Genomic DNA, 20,242 nt, shown 5'->3' with positions numbered 1-20,242 from the left:
GAAGGGCAACGCCAACCCGAGCCTCCGCGGCCTCGCCAGCACGTTCAGCGCCCGCAGCCCGCAGGTCTACCTGAACATCGACCGGACCAAGGCGGAGTCCATGCAGGTGCTGCCGTCGAGCATCTTCGAAACCCTGCAGGCGTACCTCGGCTCCTCGTTCGTCAACCTCTTCAACAAGTTCAACCAGGTGTTCCAGGTCTACATCCAGGCCGACAATGCCTACCGCCTCCAGGCCGGAGACATGCGGCATCTCTACGTCCGCAACCAGAACGGGGAGATGGTCCCGCTGAATGCCCTCATCCAGATCCGCCAGGTGCAGGGGACCGAGCTGCTCACCCGCTACAACCTCTATCCCGCGGCGTCGATCTTCGGCGCCGCCGCTCCGGGCTTCAGCTCCGGCCAGGCCCTCACCCTCATGGAGCAGCTGGCCGCGGAGACGCTGCCGGAGGGCATGGCGTACGACTGGACCTCGACGAGCTACCAGGAGAAGCGGGTGGGCCATCAGGCGTACTTCATCTACGCGCTCTCCATCGCTCTGGTCTACCTGGTGCTGGCTGCGCTCTACGAGAGCTGGACGTCTCCCGCCGCGGTGGTCCTGGTCGTGCCCATGGCCCTCGTCGGCGTCCTCCTGGCGCAGATGAGCCGCGGCTACGACAACAACCTGTACACCCAGGTCGGCCTGGTGCTGATGATCGCGCTCGCGAGCAAGAACGCCATCCTGATCGTGGAATTCGCCCGCGACCTGCACCGGGAGGGCCTCTCCGTCACCGAGGCCGCGGTCGAAGCCACCCGGCGCCGGTTCCGGCCGATCGTGATGACCTCGTTCGCCTTCATCCTGGGGGTGGTGCCGTTGATGGTGGCCACCGGGGCGGGCGCGGCCAGTCAGCAGGCCATCGGCACGGTGGTGTTCGGCGGGATGATGGCGTCGACGCTGCTCGCGATCCCGTTCGTGCCGGTCTTCTACGTGGCGCTCGAAGGTCTGAGCGCGCGGCTGCGCAGTGGTCGCCGTCGGCAGCCCGCGCCGGCCGAGAGCCGCTGACCGAACGCGGGCGCCCCAAGCGACTCGCCGGGGCACGCGCGCCTCAGCGAGGCGGGCTCGCCCCGATGTTCACGAGCGCCCCCGAGCAAGCTACCGAGTTTCCGGCGCGCGTCGCACCGCATCGCCGTTGCAGTTCCTCGGGCAAGTCCATGTTTCGCGGCATCGCGCGGCGATGTTGGGCATGCTCCTCGTCTCGGCGTTAGCCGGATCGCCCTGAGCGATCGCGAGGCGCAGGCGCTGGCCGCCTATCTCAGCTCACGCCGCTGAGCCGCGCGCGGCGGGCCGCGCGGCCTACGGCGTGGACGGCGGCGGCACCCGGCGCCTCGTGGCCTGCTCGAACGCGTAGCCCAGCTCGATCAGCCGAGGCTCGCTGCAGGCGGTGCCGGTGAACGTGATCCCGAAGGGCGCGGGCCGGGCCGCGAACCCGTCCGGAAACGGCGGGGTCGGGGTGTTCGGCACGGTGGCGAAGGGCACCATGACGCTCGGGTAGCCCGGGCGCGCCGCGATGCTGGCGCCGCTCGCGCCCGGAAACAGGATGGCGTCGAGCTGGTGGGCCTTCATCACCGCGTCGATCCCGTTCGTGCCCGCGAGGGCCAGGTCCTTGGCGCGATCGGCCTCGTAGCGCTCGCGATCCGCGTCGACGTCCATCTCGTCGGAGATGTCGAGCTGGGCCTGCCCGTACTTGATGGCGCCGCGCGCCTGGTGCGCGAGGTTGAAGCTCCTCAGCTCGCTCAGGGTCTGGACCGGGGCGCTCGGCCCGAGCGAGCGGAGCCACGCGTTGAAGTCGCGCTTCATCCCGTACTTGAACACCACCGAGCACGCCGCGTCCTCGCCCTTCCGCCCGGGCATGCCCGAGCAGACGCCCCACTTGAGGAAGTTCGCGTCGGGATCGGGATCGACGACGCTCGGAATGTCCGCGGGATCGACGAGGACCGCGCCCTCGCGCCGGAGGACCTCGATCGCCTCGGCCATCACCGCCGCCTGGGCCGGGGTGAGCCCGCCGCGCGGCGCCGCCTCACCCGGAGGGGTCACCGGATCGTAGAAGAACGCGCGCGGAATGCCGATGCGCGCACCCTTGAGCCCGTCGCGCTTGAGGTGGGGCGTGTAGTCGCGCCCGGCCGGTACGGGACATGCGCGGAGGCCGGGATCGTTCGGGTCGGGGACGCTGCCCTCGAGGGCGCCGAGCAGGATGGCGGCATCCGTCACGGTCCGGGCCATCGGCCCGGCGGTATCCTGGTCGGCGGTCAGGGGAATGATGCCGTAGCGGCTCACCCGACCAACGGTCGGCTTGATCCCCACGAGCATCACGAGATTGGCCGGGACCAGGATCGATCCCGAGGTCTCGGTGCCCACGTTGGCGGCCCAGAAGCTCGCCGCGGTTCCGATGCCCGAGCTGGAGCCGCCGAGCAGCAGCGCCTGACGGCCGTCGTTCGTGCCCTCGCGAGGATCCCGCCGCGGGTCGTACGGATTGAGCCCGTAGCCGGCCAGCGCGCTGTAGTTGCCGGGCATCGGCGTCGGCGGGCCGGCCACCCAGTTGGCGAGCTCGGTCATCACGGTCTTGGCGATGATGACCGCGCCGGCCTCGCGCAGGGTCCTCGTGATGGTGGCGTCGTACGGCGGCCGGAGATTCTCGAAGGCGATGGCGCCCCCGGTGGTCACCATGTCGGTCGTCTGGATGTTGTCCTTGAGCGCGATGGGAATGCCGTGGAGCGGGCCGCGGACCCGACCCTGCGCCCACTCGCGATCCCGCTCCTCGGCCTCGGCGAGCGCGTCGGGGTTGACGGTGATGGCGGCCTTGACCTGATCCTCGTAGAGGGCGATGCGCAGGAGGTACTCGACGACGAGCTGGCGCGAGGTGACGCGCCCCTCGCGCATCGCCTGCTGGAGCTGGGGGATGCCGGCCTCGACGACGCTGTAGCCGGTGGCCGTCCGCGTGCCCGCGATCGGCTGCGCGCAGCCCGCCGCGACGACCGCGGCCACCGCGAGCAGCGGCCACATCCGTCGAGTCGTCACCGTCCGGGCCATGCGCGCGCTCTCCTCGGAAGTCTCGCCGCGATACTGCCCTCCGCCCCGAGCGGCGTCAAGAAGCCGGCGTGCGCCATCCGAGGGAGCGCGCGTCAGCGCTGCTTGGTGTGCTCCGCGTCGCGGGTGGCGCCGAGGGACATGAAGGTGGGGCTCTTGATCAGGAGGAAGACCACCGGCGACGCGGTGTTCTGGAGCGAGCGCGTCCAGCGCACCCCGACCCAGCCGTCGGGCAGCCGGGCCTGGGTGGCCAGCTCCTGGATCGCGTCCCGGATCCGGCTGGTCGGCGTGGACAGCGCACCGTAGCGTGACGCCATGGCGGCCCGCACGTCGTCGAAGACCTGCTCGCTGCCGGTGATGTAGAGGCCGATGCCGTGCACGCGCTCGTCCATGAGCCACACCGCGACGTAGTCGACGACGTGGCCGCCCGCGCTGAAGGCGGGGCCGTTCGCGGGCCGGGTGCACTCCTCGTTCATGAACGGCACCTTCGACGGCGCGCACGCGGTCAAGCCCAGGGCCAGCACCTCGGCCCTGGTCATGCCGAGGACGAGCCCGTTGACTCCGAGCGGCGCGGCGTCATCTCCGTCCGTGGCGACACCGGCGACGGCCGGGGAGGCGGCGAGCACGAGCGTGAGCAGGGCGGCGGCCAGGAAACGGCGCACCGCGGCAGCCTCGGGGCTTCCGGCATAGGTCATCATGGCGCTCCTGGATCGGACGACGCGGGCGACCGTGTTGCGGCGCCGATCATCGGACGTTGGTTCGTGACGCGGGCTCGAAAGCCGCGCGGGCCAGTCTCCACGAGGAGGCGTAGACCCTGTTGCTGGACGCGCCTCGAATGCGTGCAAGGGCTGCACCACGGGCAAAGTCGAATCACAGTGCGAGGGTAGGCGGCGGCGCCCGGGCCGCGGTGACGTGGGCAGTCCAGATGCGTGACGGGGAATGACCACCGCCTCGAGCCGCGGCAGACCGCGGAGACCGATGGCGCGGCGCGTCCGGTGCGCTGACGCTGCCGCTCCGGCTTGACCTGTTCCGCACCGTCTGGCAGGGTCGGCGCGATGAGCCTTCGTCACGCGCGAAGCGGGGCCGCGCCGAGCGCGGCGCTGGTCGGACTCGGCCTGGCCGTCCTGCTGGCCGTGGTCAACGGCGGCGGCGCGCTTGCCGCGGGCTCCGCCCGGGAGACGTTCGTCGAGGTCTGCTCCATCTGTCACGGCGTCGGAGGCAAGGGAGACGGGCCGAGCGCCGCCGGGCTCGACCCGCGCCCCGCCGATTTCACCGACTGTGCAGTCATGCAGAAGCAGTCGGACGCGACGCTCTTCACCATCATCAAGCGAGGCGGCCCGGGAGCAGGGCGCTCCACCGTCATGCCCGCGTGGGGCGATTCGCTCCCGGACGGGCAGATTCGCGATCTGGTCGCGGTGGTCCGTGGCTTCTGCAAGAGATAGGAGGACGAGCATGAGGCCTGAACAGTTCGCGAGCGAGGAGGAGTACCGGCGCGCGCGTGCCGAGGAGCACGCCTGGCGCCTGGCCAAGGACCTCGGCCTGTCCCGCCGCCGCTTCCTCGAGGCGGCGGGCGCGGCCGCCGGGCTCATGGGCCTCGCGGCATGGCCGGCCGCGGCGCAGACGCCGCCGGCCCCGGTCCTGAAGCCGACGCCGCCGGAGCTGTTCACCGACTACGGCAGCAACAAGGAGATGCGCTGGGACTCGCTGTACCGGCGCGGCTACCTCACGCCCAACGAGGCCTTCTTCGTCCGCAACCACACACGCACCGCGCGCATCGACGCCGCCGCGTGGCGGCTGCGAGTGGACGGGCCGGGAGTGACGCGGCCGCTCGACCTGACGCTCGACGAGGTGATCGGCCTGCCGTCCGTCTCGGTGATCCGCTACGTGGAGTGCGCGGGCAACGGACGCAGCTTCTTCGAGAGCGTGGGCGGGAAGAAGGCGCAGGGGACACAATGGAAGCTGGGCGCCATCGGCGTCGCGGAGTGGACGGGCGTACCGCTCCGCGAGCTGTTCGATCGGGCCGGGATCAAGGCGACCGCGCGCGACGTGATGCCGCACGGGCTGGACGACCTCAAGGTGCGCCGACCGATGCCGGTGGCGAAGGCGCTGGCGGACGACACGCTGCTGGTCTATGCGATGAACGGCCAGCCGCTGCCGCCCGATCACGGCTTCCCGGCGCGGGTGCTCACGCCGGGATGGATCGGAGTCGCCAACATCAAGTGGGTCGGGCGCCTGGAGGTGTCCGATCAGCCGCTCTTCTCGTCGTGGAACACGGACAGCTACGTCATGATCGGCCCCGGCTTTCAGCCGAGCCCGCCCTCGAAGGGCCCGGTGCTCTCCAGGCAGAGCCTCAAGAGCGCGCTCGAGCTGCCGTGGGGCGGCGACGTCGCGGCGGGCCGTCGTCTGGTCCGCGGGCGCGCGTGGTCGCCGTTCGGCAAGATCGCGAAGGTGGACTGCAGCGTGGATCACGGCGCCACGTGGCAGGCCGCCCGCCTCCGCGAGCCGAACATCGCGGCCGCGTGGGTGCGGTTCGACTTCGACTGGGACGCCCGGCCGGGCCAGGTCGGGATTCGGCTGCGCGCGGCGGACGAGAACGGCAACGTCCAGCCCGACCAGGTGCCCTTCAACGAGCAGGGCTATCTGTACAACGCGGTGGTCGAGCACCCGCTGGTGGTGACGTAGCCCGGCTCAGCCCCGGCGCGTATCCCAGGGGATCGGCCGCCCCAGCAGCGCGCGCGGCCCCACCAGCGACGGCGTCTGCTCGTATTGAAGCGCCTGCAGCCGGCGCGTGGTCAGGGCGACCAGCCGGCGGAAGCTCGGGTTGCGCCGGCCCTGGCGCGACCGCCGCAGCTCCTTGGCCAGGCTGTAGGTGAACGCCCCGTACGAGGTCGCCCCGTCGCGGTACTCGTACGACAGCTCCTCCTCGCGGCACGCCTCGATGATGATCGGCAGGTACGGGCCGCGATGCCGCAGGGCCGCGCGCTCGCGGTCGTAGGCGCGGTTGGGCAGGCCGCGCAGCGACACGCCGCGGCCGATGCGGTACGTGGCGCCCGACTTCCCGACGAACTGGGGCGAGCCGGCGAGCGAGCGGTTCGCGGTCGGCAGCCGCCGCTCCTCCCACATCTCGAGCCGGCGGTTCCAGCGCAGCGCGCGATGGCGGATGTCGTCGGGCGGATCGATGCCGCGCGGCCGCAGCCCGCCTTCGCGGGCGAGGCCACCCGAGTGGCAGCAGTCGAAGATCGCGGCGAACCGGCTGTCGTACGGCAGCTGGCTGTAGAAGCCCACGAGCTGCTTGTCGGTGATCGCGTGCGCCGGGCTCCAGTCGAAGTCGTAGGGCACCAGGCATTCGTTGAGGTGATCGACCTCCTGGTGCGGTCCGTAGGCGGGGATCTGAGCGCCGTGGCCCGAGTAGAACAGCACGCGCTCGTCGCCCGGCTGGACGTCGTCGAGCAGCCAGTGGAATCGCTCCAGGAGCCCGGCGGTGGTGGCGCGCTCGTCCAGCACCACCCGGATGTCCTCCGGCGCGTAGCCGCATTCCTGGAGCACCGAGCTGACCAGGTACACGTCGTTCACGCAGCCCTCGAGCCGGTTGGCGGGGTTGGGATAGGCGTTGATGCCGATGAGGAGCGCGCGGCGCGCCGGCCGCGCGCCGAGCGTGCGCCCGGCCTGGGTCTCGCGGGTGAGCGTGCGCGCCGGCCGCGCGCCCGACAGGTCGAGCCAGACGCTGTTCCGGGTGTTGGCGTGATCGAAGTACCAGATCGCGTCGTGGTTCAGCGGGTCGTTCGGCTTGTCGAAGCGCGTCTCCACCGCGGTGAAGTTGTCGGCCTGGATGCGCAGCTCCGCGGTGAACACGTGGTCGTCCGGGTTGTAGAGGTGGTACCAGCGCCGTGCCCGGGCCAGTGCCTCGATGCGGCCGGCGAAGCAGTCGCGGACGAACGGGTTGCCGATCTGCGACCCGAGCGTCAGGAAGGTGCGTCCGTCGAGCGCTCCGCGCTCCCGCCGGAAGGCGTCGTAGCAGACGAGCGTGCCCAGGCTGTGGGCGCACACCACGTCCGGCCGGCCGCCCGCCACCGCGTCCAGCACGCGGGCCCGCAGCCGCTCGCGCAGGCGGTCCTCGGTGGCCCACTGAGCGATCATGCCCGCGGTCCAGCGGATCAGCGCCGGCATGTCGGAGAGCCCGCGCGTGCCGGGCAGGAGGTCGCCGATGCCGTGCACGATGCCGCTCGCGGCGAGCCGGGTGAGCGCCTCCGCGTACGTCGCCGCATGGAGCGGCGCGTGGTCGAACTCCTCGTCGTAGGCCAGGAAGTCGAAGTCCACCTCGAGCCCCGGCTTCCAGCGCTGCAGGCCCGCGGTGATGACCTGCCGCCAGGCCGGGATCAACGCGGCGTCCACGTCTCCGTGTCCGATGCCGTGGACGCACAGAATCGAGAGACGATCGGGCATGCGTGGCCTCCTGGAAGGGCGCGGCCGGCTAACGCGGCCGGCGGCCGATGCTGCGGGTGTAGGCGTCGATGAAGGCGGCCCAGCCGCCCTTTCGCGCGAAGTCGAGGGTGGCGTAGAGCCGGGAGACCGTCTTCTTCGGAAAATACACGGTGAGGCCGTGGGAGTGGGCGAGGCCCTGGCCCTTCGCCGCGCTCGCCAGGACCGCCCTGGACAGGGCCGCGCGCACCGCGCGGCACGCGGTCGCGACCGCGGGCCGGCGGACGCGACGGGCGAGCAGGTCGCAGAGGTCGGCCACGTCGCAGTACTGGTCGTAGGGCGGAGTGTATTCCTGCACCTGGGCCCGCACGGCCCAGATCTGCGCGCGCGCGTCGTCGTCCCGGAGCGCCGTCGTCAGCACGCGGCCCAGCCGGTGGATCGCGTCGGCCACCGCGCCGATGCCCGCCAGGTCGGTCGCCGCCATGGTGGCGCCGTCCCTCGGCCCGTACGAGGCGACGTACCGGCCCACCACCAGCTTCGCGAGATCCGCCGGCTTCATCGAGGGGCGGGCCACCAGCGCCTTCAGGATCGTGTCGTAGGGCCAGCCGTCGTTGGGCTCCTCCTCCTCGGAGCCGCAGGTGAGGCCCACGTGATCCCGCACCTGGTAGGCGACCTCGACCATGCTCATGAGGCAGGCGTCGAATCCCAGGACGTCGATCTTGCGCTTGAGCGTGCGCCGGATCTGACCGAGCACCCGCTTCAGCTCGATGTTGTCGAGGAAGTCCTTCGCCTGATCGTCGAACGCGATGGCGCGCGAGGACACCATGCGGGCCACGGTGGACCGGAAGAGCGAGCGCCGCGCCCGCCGGGCCGCGGCGCGCACGGTGTCCATCCGGATGGGACCGGGAGAATCGGCCACCAGCGCCCGCGCGACCACCTTGCCCTTTCGCACGACCGGCGGGGCCGCGCCGCTGAAGTAGTCGCCCTGGTAGAGGTTGGAGTCGTCCCAGCCCGAGCCGTGGTTCCAGATCACCAGCAGGTAGTGCTGGGCCGGGTGGCTGGTGACCGCCCAGGTGACGAAGTCGCGCAACACCGCCGGATCGCCGGTGTCGGTCTCGCCGAGCGCGGTGACCACGTCGGCGGTCAGCGGAGTGTTCTTTCGCAGCAGGTAGCGATTGGTCGCGCGGCCGGCGCCGGAGCGATCGAACTGGGCGACCACGGTGACCTGGTCGCTGGAGCCGACCGTCTTCACCTCGAGCAGATCGTCCGCGCCGGCGCTGTCGAGATTGTTGTCGCCGGCGAGGTACACCATGACCGTCCACCGCTTCGTCTTCTCCGCCGGGCGCGTCATCGTCGCCTCCTCGGCTCGCAGTCGAGCGCTTCCACCATCGCAGCGGATCTCGCGATCGCGCAAGGGTTTTCTGCCCTTACTGTCATTGAGCGCGGATTTCGTGCGTCGGTCGGGTAGGCTCGAGGAGGCCTGCCACATGACCAAGTCACTGGACAACGGTGGATCGCTCGCGGTGGATCGCTCGAGTGCCGGCGGCCGCACGCTCCCGCTCGAGGGCATTGTGCCTCCGATCCGCTGCTGCGCCGGCGGATCCGCGGGCTTGCGCGCGAACACGTTCCTGCAAGACATCGCGCGGGCCCGGAAGCTCGTGGCCGAGGGCCTCGCGCGGCACGGGATCGACCGACCTGGTGAGAGAGCTGGCATGAGCCCGCCTGACAATCGCGACCTCGAGATCCTGATCGCCGCGGCCACCACCGCCTGGCGGCCGCACGCCCCGACCGGTGAGACCCGCGCGCACCCGGCGTGGGCCGACCGCGACGCGGCCGGTCGCGTCGCGGTCGACGAGGCCACGGCGATCCTGCGACGGCCCCAGGCCGCACGGATTCGCGCGGCCTCTCGACCACGGCCCGACGGGTGCTGGCGCGGCTCGGCGGCGCGCGGTGCGCGCGCGCCTCGGGCCGTCCGCCGGCGCTGCGGGCCGGCCGGCACCGGCAAGGCCTACCCGGTAAAAGCGCGCGTCGTCGACGCGCGGGCCGGCGAACATCGCGAAATCGCCGCCGACCTCCCGCGGTACGACGCTTGCTATCTCAGGACCCGTGAAGTGCGTCTTCGGCCATCTGCATCCGCCGACTCGCGTCGTGGGCGTCGTGCCCGAAGCCGCGTTCAGCCGGGTCGCGCTCGCGCGCGTCTATCATTGCGCCGACTGCGCGACCCTGGCGGCGGCGCCGACCGAGCTGGATCGTCAGGAATACGAGAGCCCGCGGGCGGCGCGCCGCGCCGGACAGAGCAGTGCCTGCCCGGTGTGTCTTCCCGCATTCGTGTCCGAGGCCAAATCGCAGGGCGACTGGCTGGTGATCTGCACGTGCGGCTGGCGATTCGTCGCGTCGCCGCTGCAGCGAGCGCGCGCCATGGGGTACGTGCATGAGACGCGCATGCGGCAACTGCCTGACGTTCAGGCGGGGGAGGTCAGCCGGGGGCGCCACTCGTGCCGGGTGACCCGACCGCCCCGATCGGACTGACCGTCACCTCGGCTCGAGGCGACCTTCGCCTCAAGGCTTGAGGCGGGTGGCGCACCAGCTGGATGGCCATGAGCCCGATCGGCCCCGGCCCGAGCACCGCCGGCGTTCTCGAGGCCGAACAGCGGGCTGCCCGAGGTCATCCCCACCGTCGCCTCCTCGTAGCTCACGTCGTCGGGGATGCGATAGAGCGTGTTGACGTGGGCCCGATGGCCGCGGGCCCGATTACAGGCAGGCGGTGTACAGCCCGCGAATGCCCATGTGCGCCTCGACGACCACCCGGTCGCCGATCTGAAACCGTCCTCAGATGCCGCAGGCGCGCACCCTCACGAGGACGTCCTCGTCCCCCGGAACCGGCACCGGCCGCCGCTGCAGCTCGAACCGGTGCGGGGCGACCAGCACGGTCAGGTGTCGGGAATCGCCATGATGCCTCCTCGATTCGCCGATCGCGGCCGCGCTCAGCGCATGCCCAGCCGGCGCGCCAGGTCGTCCACGCTCGTGCTGAGCGAGTCGAAGTCGGGCACCTGGCCGCCCGGGGTCACGCGGTCCACCACCTCGGGCAGGAGCTGGGAGAGCCCGCGCGAGGTCTCCTCCTCGCTCAGGCCGGCGTGACGCGAGATCTGCTGCAGACCGTCCTGCCCGAAGATCTGCGCCATCGCGTCCGGCGGGATGGGCTTATTGGCGCCGGGGCTCACCCAGGAATCGGCCTGCTCGCCGTAGCCGGCCTGCTGAAGCTGGGCGAGGATGCTGCCGAGTCCGCCGCCCGCGGCGCCGCCGAGCACCTGGCCCAGGATGTCGCCCAGGCCGCCCCCGCCGGGCGCCGCGCCCATCTGACCGGGCCCGCCGCGCCGCGCGCCCTGGTTCGACAGCATCGAGAGCACGACCGGCATCAGGGCCACGAGCACGCTGCTCATGCCGCCGCCGGCCTGCGCGCCCGCCGGCTGCTGCGGCGGCATGCGCCCGCCCGCCGGCTGTCCAGCCAATCCACCGAGCAGATCATCGAGAAGTCCCATGGCCGCCTCCTGCGGTGAGATGACGTGAAAACCGCGGGGCCAGCATAGCCCGAAACCGCGAGGGCCGCACGGCGGCCGCCGCGCCGGAAGCGACTTCGCGATTCTTGCGCAAATTTCGCGGTTCGCGCATGGGCGCGGCCTCCGGGCGTCACAATAAGAGGAGGGCGCGCTCTGAAAGAGGTTGCCTGAAAGGAGTTGATCGATGCCTCGAGGCTACGACCGCCCGCTCTACATCCTGCCGTTCGATCATCGGGAGTCGTTCGAGACCAAGCTCTTCGGTTGGGAGCCGCCGCTCGGCCCCGCGCAGACCGCCGAGATCGCCTCGGCGAAGCGTCTCGTCTACGACGGCTTCCGGGCGGCCCTGGCCGCCGGTGTGCCCCGTGAGAAGGCGGGCATCCTGGTGGACGAGCAGTTCGGCGCCGCCATCCTGCGTGACGCGGCTGCCGACGGCGTCATCACCGCGTGCCCGGCCGAGAAGAGCGGGCAGGCCGAGTTCGAGTTCGAGTACGGCGAGGAATTCGGCCGTCACGTCGAGGCCTTCGATCCCACCTTCTGCAAGGTGCTGGTCCGCTACAATCCGGCCGGCGATCGGGAGCTGAACCGCCGGCAGGCCGGCCGGTTGAAGCGCCTCTCCGACTTTCTCGCCGCGCGGGATCGGAGCCGCTTCATGTTCGAGCTGCTGGTGCCGGCCGAGCCGGCCCAGCTCGAGCGGCTCGGCGGCGACCGCACGACGTACGATCTGGAGCTGAGACCCCGGCTGATGGTCGAGGCCATCCGCGAGCTGCAGGAGGCCGGCGTGGAGCCGGACCTGTGGAAGGTGGAAGGGCTCGATCGCCGGGCGGATTGCCAGGCGGTGGTCCGGGCGGCGCGCGGCGAGGGGCGCGAGCGCGTCGGCTGCATCGTGCTGGGCCGCGGCGCGGACGAGCAGAAGGTGCGGGACTGGCTCGGCGTCGCCGCGGGCGTGCCCGGCTTCGTCGGCTTCGCGGTGGGTCGCACCGATTTCTGGCAGCCGCTGGTGGCGTGGCGAGCCGGCACGGCCACGCGGGAGCAGGCGGTGGCCGAGATCGCGAGACGCTATCACGAGTTCGTGGACCTGTTCGAAGGCCGGCGTCTCGCCGTGGTCCGGGAGGGCTGAGCCATGCCGCCGGCGATCGGCAGCCCGGACCCGGATCAGCTGGCGATCGACACGATCCGGACGCTCTCCATCGACGCGGTCCAGCAGGCGAAGTCCGGCCACCCCGGTACGCCGATGGCGCTGGCCCCGCTGGTCTACACGATCTGGAACCGCGTGCTCCGCTTCGACCCGAAGGACCCGATCTGGCCCGATCGCGATCGCTTCGTCCTCTCGAACGGGCATGCCTCGATGCTGCTCTGGTCGCTGCTGTACCTGACCGGCACGGTGGCGGTGAACGCCGAATACGAGCGCCTGGGCCGGCCGTCGGTGACGCTGGACGACATCCGCCGCTTCCGTCAGCTCGGGAGCAAGGCCCCGGGACATCCCGAATACCACTGGGTCTCGGGCGTGGAGACGACGACCGGCCCGCTGGGGCAGGGCATCGCCAACAGCGTCGGCATGGCCATTGCGCGGAAGTGGCTCGCGGCCCGCTACAACCAGCCCGGCTTCGACGTCTTCGACTACCGCATCTACGCGGTGTGCGGCGACGGCGACCTGATGGAAGGCGTCGGCTCGGAGGCGGCCTCGCTGGCCGGGCATCTGGGCCTCGACGACCTGTGCTGGATCTACGACAACAACCACATCTCCATCGAGGGCCCGACCGGCATCACCTTCACCGAGGACGTGGCGGCTCGCTTCCTCGCGTACCGCTGGAACGTGCTGCGGGTGAGCGATGCCAACGATCGCGCGCGCATCGAGGACGCGCTGACCGTGTTCCGCGAGACGCGCGGCCGGCCGACCCTGATCGTGCTGGACAGCCACATCGGCTACGGCGCTCCCCACAAGGTGGACACCGCCGCCGCGCACGGCGAGCCGCTCGGCGAGGACGAGGTGCGGTTCGCCAAGCGGGCCTACGGCTGGCCCGAGGACGCGAAGTTCCTGGTGCCCGACGGCGTGCGCGAGCACTTCGACGCCGGGATCGGCGCGCGCGGAGCCCTGGCCCGGCGCCGCTGGGAGGAGCGCCTGACCGCCTATCGCGAGAAGTATCCCGACCTCGCCGCCGAGATCGATCGGATGCAGCGGCGCGAGCTGCCCGACGGCTGGGACCGCGACCTGCCGAGCTTCCCCGCCGATCCCAAGGGCCTCGCCGGACGCGACGCCTCCGGACAGGCGCTGAACGCGCTCGCCCGACACGTGCCGTGGCTTCTGGGCGGCTCGGCCGACCTCGCCCCCTCGACGCGCACGACGCTCGGATTCCCGGGCGCGGGGGACTTCGAGGCGGACAGCCCGGGCGGCCGGAATCTCCACTTCGGCGTGCGTGAGCACGCCATGGCCGCGATCGTCAACGGGCTCTCGCTCTCGAAGCTGCGCCCGTTCGGGTCGACCTTCGTCATCTTCAGCGACTACGCGCGGCCGGCCATCCGGCTCGCCGCGCTCATGGAGCTGCCGGTCATCTTCGTGCTCACCCACGACGCGATGGGTGACGGCGAGGACGGGCCGACCCACCAGCCGGTGGAGCAGCTCGTCTCGCTTCGCGCGATTCCCGGCCTGGTGGTGCTGCGCCCCGCGGACGCCAACGAGGTGGTCGAGGCGTATCGCCTCGTCATGCCGCTGCGCCACGAGCCGGCGGTCCTCGCGCTCTCGCGCCAGCCGCTACCGACGTTCGATCGCGCCAAGTACGCGTCGGCGGCCGGGCTGGCCCGCGGGGCCTACGTCATGGCCGACGCTCCGGGCGGCGCGCCCGAGATCATCCTCATCGCCTCGGGCAGCGAAGTCGCGCTGATCGTGGACGCCTACGAGCGTTTGACCGAGCGGGGCGTTCGCGCGCGGATCGTGTCGATGCCCTCCTGGGATCTGTTCGAGCATCAGCCGGCGTCCTATCGAGAGCAGGTGTTGCCGGCCGCGGTGACGGCGCGCCTCGCGGTGGAGCAGGGGTCGGTGCTAGGTTGGGACCGCTACGTCGGCCCCGGCGGCCGGGTGATCGGCATGAAGACCTTCGGCGCGTCGGCTCCGCTCAAGGAGCTGCAGCGTAAGTTCGGCTTCGAGCCCGAGCGCGTGGTGGCGGAGGCCCTGGAGCTGCTGGGACGCGGATGATCGAGGGCCGCGGGAGCGGCCGGGAGGGAGACGGCATGGGCAAGACCGCAGGCAAGCCGCCGCGCGCGAGAACGGCCGGCCCCGAGGACGAGGCCGACCAGGTACCGCTCGCGCCGCCGTGCGCGATGGTGATCTTCGGCGCGGCCGGCGACCTGACCCGGCGCCTGGTGGTGCCCGCGCTCTACAACCTGGTCAAGGCCGGGCGGCTGCCCGAGCCGTTCCGGCTCGTCGGCCTCGACCTGGCCGCGCAGACGGTGGAGGACTGGCGCGCCGGCCTCACGGAGACGATGAAGGGCTTCGTGGGCCGCGACGGGGAGTTCCAGGTGGACCACCTCGATGAGCGCGCCTGGCGCTGGCTGACGGACCGGATGAGCTACCTGCAGGGCGATCTCAACGCGCCCGACACCTACCGCCGCCTCGGCGAGCACCTGGCCGAGCTGGACCGCACGGCCGGCACCGCGGGCAACCATCTCTTCTACCTCGCGATCGCGGACCGCTTCTTCGCCACCGCGGTGGCCGGCCTCGGCTCCGCCGATCTCACCCACGAGCGCGACGGACGGTGGCGCCGGGTGGTGATCGAGAAGCCGTTCGGCCACGACGTGCCCTCGGCCATCGCGCTCAACACCCAGATCCGCAAGACGCTGCAGGAGCCCCAGATCTACCGGATCGACCACTTCCTCGGCAAGGAAACGGTCCAGAACATCATGGCGCTGCGCTTCGCCAACGGCCTCTTCGAGCCGCTGTGGAACCGCCAGCACATCGATCACGTCCAGATCACCGCGGCGGAGACGGTGGGCGTCGAGCACCGGGGCAAGTTCTACGAGCGCACCGGGGCGCTGCGCGACATGGTGCCCAATCACATGTTCCAGCTGCTGGCCATGACCGCGATGGAGCCGCCCATCTCCTTCGACGCCGACGCGGTGCGGACCAAGAAGGCCGAGGTCCTCGAGGCCATCCTGCCGCTCGGGCCCGCGGCCGCCCTGCGGAACGCGGTGCGCGGCCAGTATGGCGCGGGCACCGTCCTGGGCCAGCCCGAGCGCGCGTACCGCGAGGAGCCCGACGTGGCGGCCGACTCGAGCACCGAGACCTACGTGGCCTGCAAGCTCCAGATCGACAACTGGCGGTGGGCCGGCGTGCCGTTCTACCTGCGTACCGGCAAGCACCTGGAGCGGCGGTGGACCGAGGTGGCCATCCGCTTCCACCAGGCGCCGTATGCGCTGTTCCGGGGCACCCACGTCGAGCGCCTGCATCCCAACTGGATGATCCTCCGCATCCAGCCGGAAGAGGGCATCGCGCTGCAGTTCGCGGCCAAGCGGCCCGGCCCGACCGTGAAGCTCAGCACGGTGGCGATGGACTTCTGCTACAAGACCCACTTCAAGCTGGCGTCCGGCACCGGCTACGAGACGCTGCTGTACGACTGCATGACCGGCGACGCCACGCTGTTCCAGCGCGCCGACAACATCGAGGCGGGCTGGCGGGCAGTGCAGCCGATCCTCGACGCCTGGGCCGCGAACCCGCCGCGCGACTTCCCCAACTACGCCTCGGGCAGCGCGGGGCCCGCCGCGGCGGACGAGCTGCTGGCCCGTGACGGCCGCGCCTGGCGGGCGCTGGAGTAGGGGCGTGGGCGACCGGAGGAAGATCTCGCTGGTGCTCGCCGACGTGGACGGCACCCTGGTCGACCGCGACAAGGTGCTCACCGAGCGGGCCCGCGCGGCGGTACGGGCGCTGCGCAAGGCCGGCATCCGCTTCGCCATCACCAGCGGCCGGCCGCCGCTCGGCATGGCCATGCTGTTCGACCCGCTCGAGATCGACACCCCGATCGCCGGCTTCAACGGCGGGCTGTTCGTCGATCGCCACCTGACGATCCTGGCCCGGCACACCGTGCCGGAGGACGTGGCCCACGAGGCGATCGATCTCATCCGCTCTCACGGCCTCGACCCGTGGCTCTACCGCGGCAACGACTGGCTGATCACCAGGGCGGCGGCGCCGCACGTCGCGCGCGAGGCGTGGACCGTGAAGTTCGAGCCGACGGTGGTCGCGGATCTCGACGGCGCGCTGAGCGAGGTCGCCAAGATCGTCGGGGTCAGCGACGACCACGACCGCGTGCAGCGCTGCGAGGCCGACGCCCAGGCCGCGTTCGGGTCGCGGGCAACCGCCAGCCGGTCGCAGCCGTACTATCTCGACATCACCAGCAAGCAGGCGAACAAGGGCGCGGTGCTCGCGTATCTCTCGCAGACCCTGCGCGTGCCGGCCGGCGAGATCGCCACCATCGGCGATCAGCCGAACGACGTGGCGATGTTCGAGCCGTCCGGCTTCAGCATCGCCATGGGCAATGCCTCCGACGCGGTGAAGCGGCAGGCCTCCGCGGTCACCGATTCTTACGACGACGAGGGCTTCGCCAAGGCCATGGAGCGCTTCGTCCTCGGCTCGACCGGATAGGCGCGCGTTGGGTGAGGCGATCGGGCGCGTGGAGGTCCTGCCGGATCCCCCGGCGCTGGCGCGTCACGTGGCGGAGTGGATGACCACGACCGCGCGGTCGGGGGCGCGCCCATTCCGGGTCTCCCTCTCGGGCGGCTCGACCCCGAAGGCCCTGTTCGGGCTCCTCGCCTCCGACGAGTTCCGGGACCGCGTTCCCTGGTCCGAGGTGGACTGGTACTGGGGCGACGAGCGCTTCGTGCCCCACGACCATCCCGACAGCAACTACCTGATGACGCGCGAGGCGATGCTCGACCGCGCGCCGGTGCCGCCTCAGAACGTCCATCCGATCCCGACCGACGGACGTCCCGAGGACGCGGCCCGGCGCTACGAGGCGACGCTCCAGACCGCCTACGGCGCGACCGTCCTCGATCCGGCGCGGCCGCTCTTCGACGTGACGTTGCTGGGCCTCGGCCCCGACGGCCATACCGCCTCGCTGCTGCCCGGCGAGCCGGTGCTGGAGGAGCGCGCGCGCTGGGTGGCCGCGGTCTCCCACGGCCGGCCCGAGGTGCGTATCACGCTGACCTACCCCGCCATCGACAGCAGTCGACACGTGGCCTTCCTGGTGACGGGGCGCGAGAAGACGGCCATCTTCCGGGCGATCCGATCGGGCGATCGCCGGGCTCCCGCCGCGCGCGTGCGGCCGTGCGGAGAGATCGTGTGGTTCGTCGACCGCGCCGCGGCCGGTGAATGAACCCCGGCCGACGGGTGCAGGCGCCCTCGAAGTGTGGTTCACTCGACGCGCCGGGCCGGCGCGCCGGGTCATTCCGACTCGCGTGCGTCACGTCCGCGAATCGTGAGGAGCCGCCATGGATGCCGAGCGTCAGCGTCTGGAAGAGGCCCGAGCCGGCCAAGCGCCGTGGAAGCAGTGGGGACCCTACCTCTCGGAGCGGCAGTGGGGCACCGTGCGGGAGGATTACAGCCCGAACGGGGATGCGTGGAACTACCTGAGCCACGATCAGGCCCGCTCGCGTGCCTACCGCTGGGGTGAGGACGGTCTCGGCGGGATCTCGGACGACCGGCAGCTGCTCTGCTTCGCCCTGGCCCTCTGGAACGGCAAGGACCCGATCCTCAAGGAGCGGCTGTTCGGGCTGACCAACAGCGAGGGCAACCACGGCGAGGACGTCAAGGAGTACTACTTCTACCTGGACTCGACGCCGACCCACTCCTACATGAAGTACCTGTACAAGTATCCGCAGGCCGCCTTTCCCTACCGGGACCTGGTGGAGACCAACCGGCGTCGCACCCGCGCCGACCTCGAGTACGAGCTGCTCGACACGCGCGTGTTCGACGGCGACCGGTATTTCGACGTCTTCGTCGAGTACGCCAAGGCGGCGCCGCGCGACCTCCTGGTCCAGATCACCGTCGAGAATCGCGGCCCCGAGCCGGCGGCCCTGACCGTGCTGCCGACGCTCTGGTTCCGCAACACCTGGTCGGGGGACGACGCGACCGCGCGTCCGGTCCTCCGCCAGACCGCGCCGGGCGTGGTCGGCGCCTCGCATCCCGACCTCGGGGAGTACGTGCTGTCCTGCGAGGGCGCCGTCCCGCTCCTCTTCACCGAGAACGAGACCAACGCCGAGCGCCTGCTCCACACCGCGAACGCCACGCCCTTCGTGAAGGACGGGATCGACAGCTACGTCGTCCACGGGCGCCGGGAGTCGGTGAACCCCGAGCAGCAGGGCACGAAGGCCTCCGCCCAGTACGAGCTCACGGTGGGCGCGGGCCAGTCGCGCACGGTCCGCCTCAGGCTTCAGGGCGGGGCGGCCGCGGATCCGTTCGGCCGCGGGTTCGACGCCACCTTCGTGGCGCGCCGGAAGGAGGCGGACGACTTCTACGCCACGGTGATCCCGAAGGCGCTCGACGCCGACGAGGCCAACGTGATGCGCCAGGCGCTGGCCGGCATGCTCTGGTCCAAGCAGTTCTACTACTACGACGTCGATCGCTGGCTCGCGGAGCGGAACGTCGACCCGTTCCGGCTGCCGAGCGGCGATCTGCCCCGCAACGCGCAGTGGCACCACGTGTACAACGCCGACGTCATCTCGATGCCGGACAAGTGGGAGTACCCCTGGTACGCGGCCTGGGACCTGGCCTTCCACGTCATCGCCCTGACCCTGGTGGACGAGGACTTCGGCAAGCAGCAGCTGGATCTGATGCTCGAATCGCCCTACCAGCATCCCAGCGGCCAGCTGCCCGCCTACGAGTGGAACTTCGGCGACGTCAATCCGCCGGTGCACGCCTGGTCCACCATCTTCACCTACACGCTCGAGCGCGTCCGACGGGGCGCGGGCGACGTGGACTGGCTGGAGCGCGCCTTCCAGAAGCTGGCGATGAATTTCACCTGGTGGGTGAACCGCAAGGACCGCGACGGCAACAGCGCGTTCGAGGGCGGCTTCCTGGGCCTCGACAACATCGGGGTGTTCGACCGGAGCGCGCCGCTGCCCACCGGCGGCTACCTGGAGCAGGCGGACGGCACCGCGTGGATGGCGCTGTTCTGCCAGAACATGATCGAGATCGCCACGGAGCTATCCGTCCACAAGCCCGCGTATCTCGACATGGCCCTGAAGTTCATCGAGCACTTCCTGTGGATCGCCAACGCCCTGATGCGGGCCGGCGAGGGGGCGGGGATGTGGGACGAGGAGGACGGCTTCTTCTACGACGTCCTCCGGTTGCCCGACGGCCGGGCCGAGCGCCTGAAAGTGCGCTCGATGGTCGGGCTGCTGCCCCTGTGCGCGGTCACCGTCTTCGAGGGCGGCTATCTCGAGCGGCAGCCGCACCTGACCGCCCAGGTGCAGCGCTTCTTCAAGAAGCGCGAGGAGCTGCGCGCCTTCATCCACGACCCGCTCAAGACCGGCCACGGGGGCCGGCGCCTCGGCGCGGTGCTGGACGAGACGCGGCTGCGGCGCGTCCTTCAGACCATGCTCGACGAGAAGGAGTTCCTCAGCCCGTACGGCATCCGGGCCCTGTCGCGCTATCACGCCGAGCACCCGTACGTGTTCCGCAGCGGCGGCCAGGAGTACCGGGTGTCGTACCTGCCCGCCGAATCCGACAGCGGGATGTTCGGGGGCAACTCCAACTGGCGCGGGCCGATCTGGATGCCGGTGAACGGGCTGATCATCCGGGCCCTGCTGCAGTACCACATGTACTACGGTGACGCGTTCACCATCGAGTGCCCGACCGGCTCGGGACGGAAGATGAACCTGTACGGGGTGGCCGAGGAGATCTCGGGGCGCCTGGCCAGCATCTTCCTCCGCGACGCGACCGGGCGGCGGCCGGTGTACGGCGGCGCGCGCAAGTTCCAGGACGACCCGCACTGGCGCGACCTCCTCCTCTTCTACGAGTACTTCCACGGCGACAACGGCGCGGGGCTCGGCGCGAGCCACCAGACCGGGTGGACCGGCCTCATTGCGCGGGGCCTGCATCTCTTCGCCACCAGCACCAGCGCCGAGTTCCTCGACCAGGGCAAGGTGGCCGGGGTGCTGGAGACGGAGCCGGCGTCCCGCAATCGCGCCGCGCGCGCCCCCGCGGCGCGGAGCACGTGAC

The 20,242-nt window shown here is 71.2% G+C and carries 15 protein-coding genes; 10 read left to right on the top strand and 5 right to left on the bottom strand.

Annotated elements, in window-relative coordinates; translation table 11 throughout:
• On the top strand, positions 1–1,039 hold a 1,039-nt coding region (locus tag VKN16_06685), incomplete at its 5' end, for an efflux RND transporter permease subunit (GenBank protein ID HME93886.1).
• Between the two features lie 291 nt (positions 1,040–1,330).
• Here the strand turns inward: VKN16_06685 and VKN16_06680 are convergent.
• Both VKN16_06680 and VKN16_06675 read right to left on the bottom strand, forming a co-directional pair.
• Positions 1,331–3,064 carry an amidase family protein gene (locus VKN16_06680; GenBank protein HME93885.1) on the bottom strand — a complete coding sequence of 578 codons (1,734 nt, stop codon included), beginning with the start codon at positions 3,062–3,064 and terminating at the stop codon, positions 1,331–1,333.
• A 92-nt stretch (positions 3,065–3,156) separates the two neighbouring features.
• Positions 3,157–3,756: a hypothetical protein gene (locus VKN16_06675; protein HME93884.1), complete on the bottom strand. Its 600-nt coding sequence runs from the start codon at positions 3,754–3,756 to the stop codon at positions 3,157–3,159.
• Positions 3,757–4,116: 360 nt separating this feature from the next.
• Between VKN16_06675 and VKN16_06670 the strand changes: the two genes are divergently transcribed.
• Complete coding sequence (locus VKN16_06670) at positions 4,117–4,503, top strand: cytochrome c (GenBank protein HME93883.1); 387 nt, start codon at positions 4,117–4,119, stop codon at positions 4,501–4,503.
• Positions 4,504–4,513: 10 nt separating this feature from the next.
• Positions 4,514–5,743, top strand: coding sequence for a sulfite oxidase (locus VKN16_06665; protein HME93882.1), 1,230 nt, complete (start codon positions 4,514–4,516; stop codon positions 5,741–5,743).
• A gap of 6 nt (positions 5,744–5,749) precedes the next feature.
• Here VKN16_06665 and VKN16_06660 read toward each other — a convergent pair whose 3' ends face one another.
• Positions 5,750–7,504, bottom strand: a complete 1,755-nt coding sequence (locus tag VKN16_06660) for a caspase family protein (GenBank protein ID HME93881.1) — start codon at positions 7,502–7,504, stop codon at positions 5,750–5,752.
• A gap of 28 nt (positions 7,505–7,532) precedes the next feature.
• The gene (locus VKN16_06655; GenBank protein HME93880.1) at positions 7,533–8,831 is read right to left on the bottom strand and encodes a clostripain-related cysteine peptidase; all 1,299 of its coding nucleotides are present in this window, start codon (positions 8,829–8,831) and stop codon (positions 7,533–7,535) included.
• Positions 8,832–9,586: 755 nt separating this feature from the next.
• Here VKN16_06655 and VKN16_06650 point away from each other — a divergent pair.
• Entirely contained in the window at positions 9,587–10,009 is a 423-nt protein-coding gene (locus tag VKN16_06650) for a hypothetical protein (protein ID HME93879.1), read from the top strand.
• Positions 10,010–10,464: 455 nt separating this feature from the next.
• On the opposite strand, the gene VKN16_06645 is transcribed toward VKN16_06650, so the two are convergent.
• Complete coding sequence (locus VKN16_06645; protein HME93878.1) at positions 10,465–11,019, bottom strand: YidB family protein; 555 nt, start codon at positions 11,017–11,019, stop codon at positions 10,465–10,467.
• A gap of 202 nt (positions 11,020–11,221) precedes the next feature.
• Here VKN16_06645 and VKN16_06640 point away from each other — a divergent pair, with 202 nt between their 5' ends.
• The 6 genes from VKN16_06640 (at position 11,222) to VKN16_06615 (ending at position 20,241) form a co-directional block, all read left to right on the top strand.
• Complete coding sequence (locus tag VKN16_06640; GenBank protein ID HME93877.1) at positions 11,222–12,154, top strand: DUF2090 domain-containing protein; 933 nt, start codon at positions 11,222–11,224, stop codon at positions 12,152–12,154.
• A gap of 3 nt (positions 12,155–12,157) precedes the next feature.
• Positions 12,158–14,227, top strand: coding sequence for a transketolase (tkt, locus tag VKN16_06635; GenBank protein HME93876.1), 2,070 nt, complete (start codon positions 12,158–12,160; stop codon positions 14,225–14,227).
• A gap of 125 nt (positions 14,228–14,352) precedes the next feature.
• The gene (zwf, locus tag VKN16_06630) at positions 14,353–15,843 is read left to right on the top strand and encodes a glucose-6-phosphate dehydrogenase (protein HME93875.1); all 1,491 of its coding nucleotides are present in this window, start codon (positions 14,353–14,355) and stop codon (positions 15,841–15,843) included.
• A gap of 4 nt (positions 15,844–15,847) precedes the next feature.
• The gene (locus VKN16_06625; GenBank protein HME93874.1) at positions 15,848–16,666 is read left to right on the top strand and encodes a Cof-type HAD-IIB family hydrolase; all 819 of its coding nucleotides are present in this window, start codon (positions 15,848–15,850) and stop codon (positions 16,664–16,666) included.
• 7 nt (positions 16,667–16,673) lie between these two features.
• Positions 16,674–17,396 (top strand): 6-phosphogluconolactonase, encoded by a 723-nt coding sequence (gene pgl / locus VKN16_06620; protein ID HME93873.1) that lies wholly within the window; start codon positions 16,674–16,676, stop codon positions 17,394–17,396.
• A 115-nt stretch (positions 17,397–17,511) separates the two neighbouring features.
• Entirely contained in the window at positions 17,512–20,241 is a 2,730-nt protein-coding gene (locus tag VKN16_06615; GenBank protein ID HME93872.1) for a glucosidase, read from the top strand.
• Position 20,242: the final 1 nt, after the last annotated feature.

It is taken from the genome of Candidatus Methylomirabilota bacterium, from assembly GCA_035315345.1.
Taxonomy (GTDB): Bacteria; Methylomirabilota; Methylomirabilia; order Rokubacteriales; family CSP1-6; genus CAMLFJ01.
The sequence above is the reverse complement of the archived record's forward strand: the minus strand, read 5'-3'. Positions and strand labels throughout refer to the sequence as shown.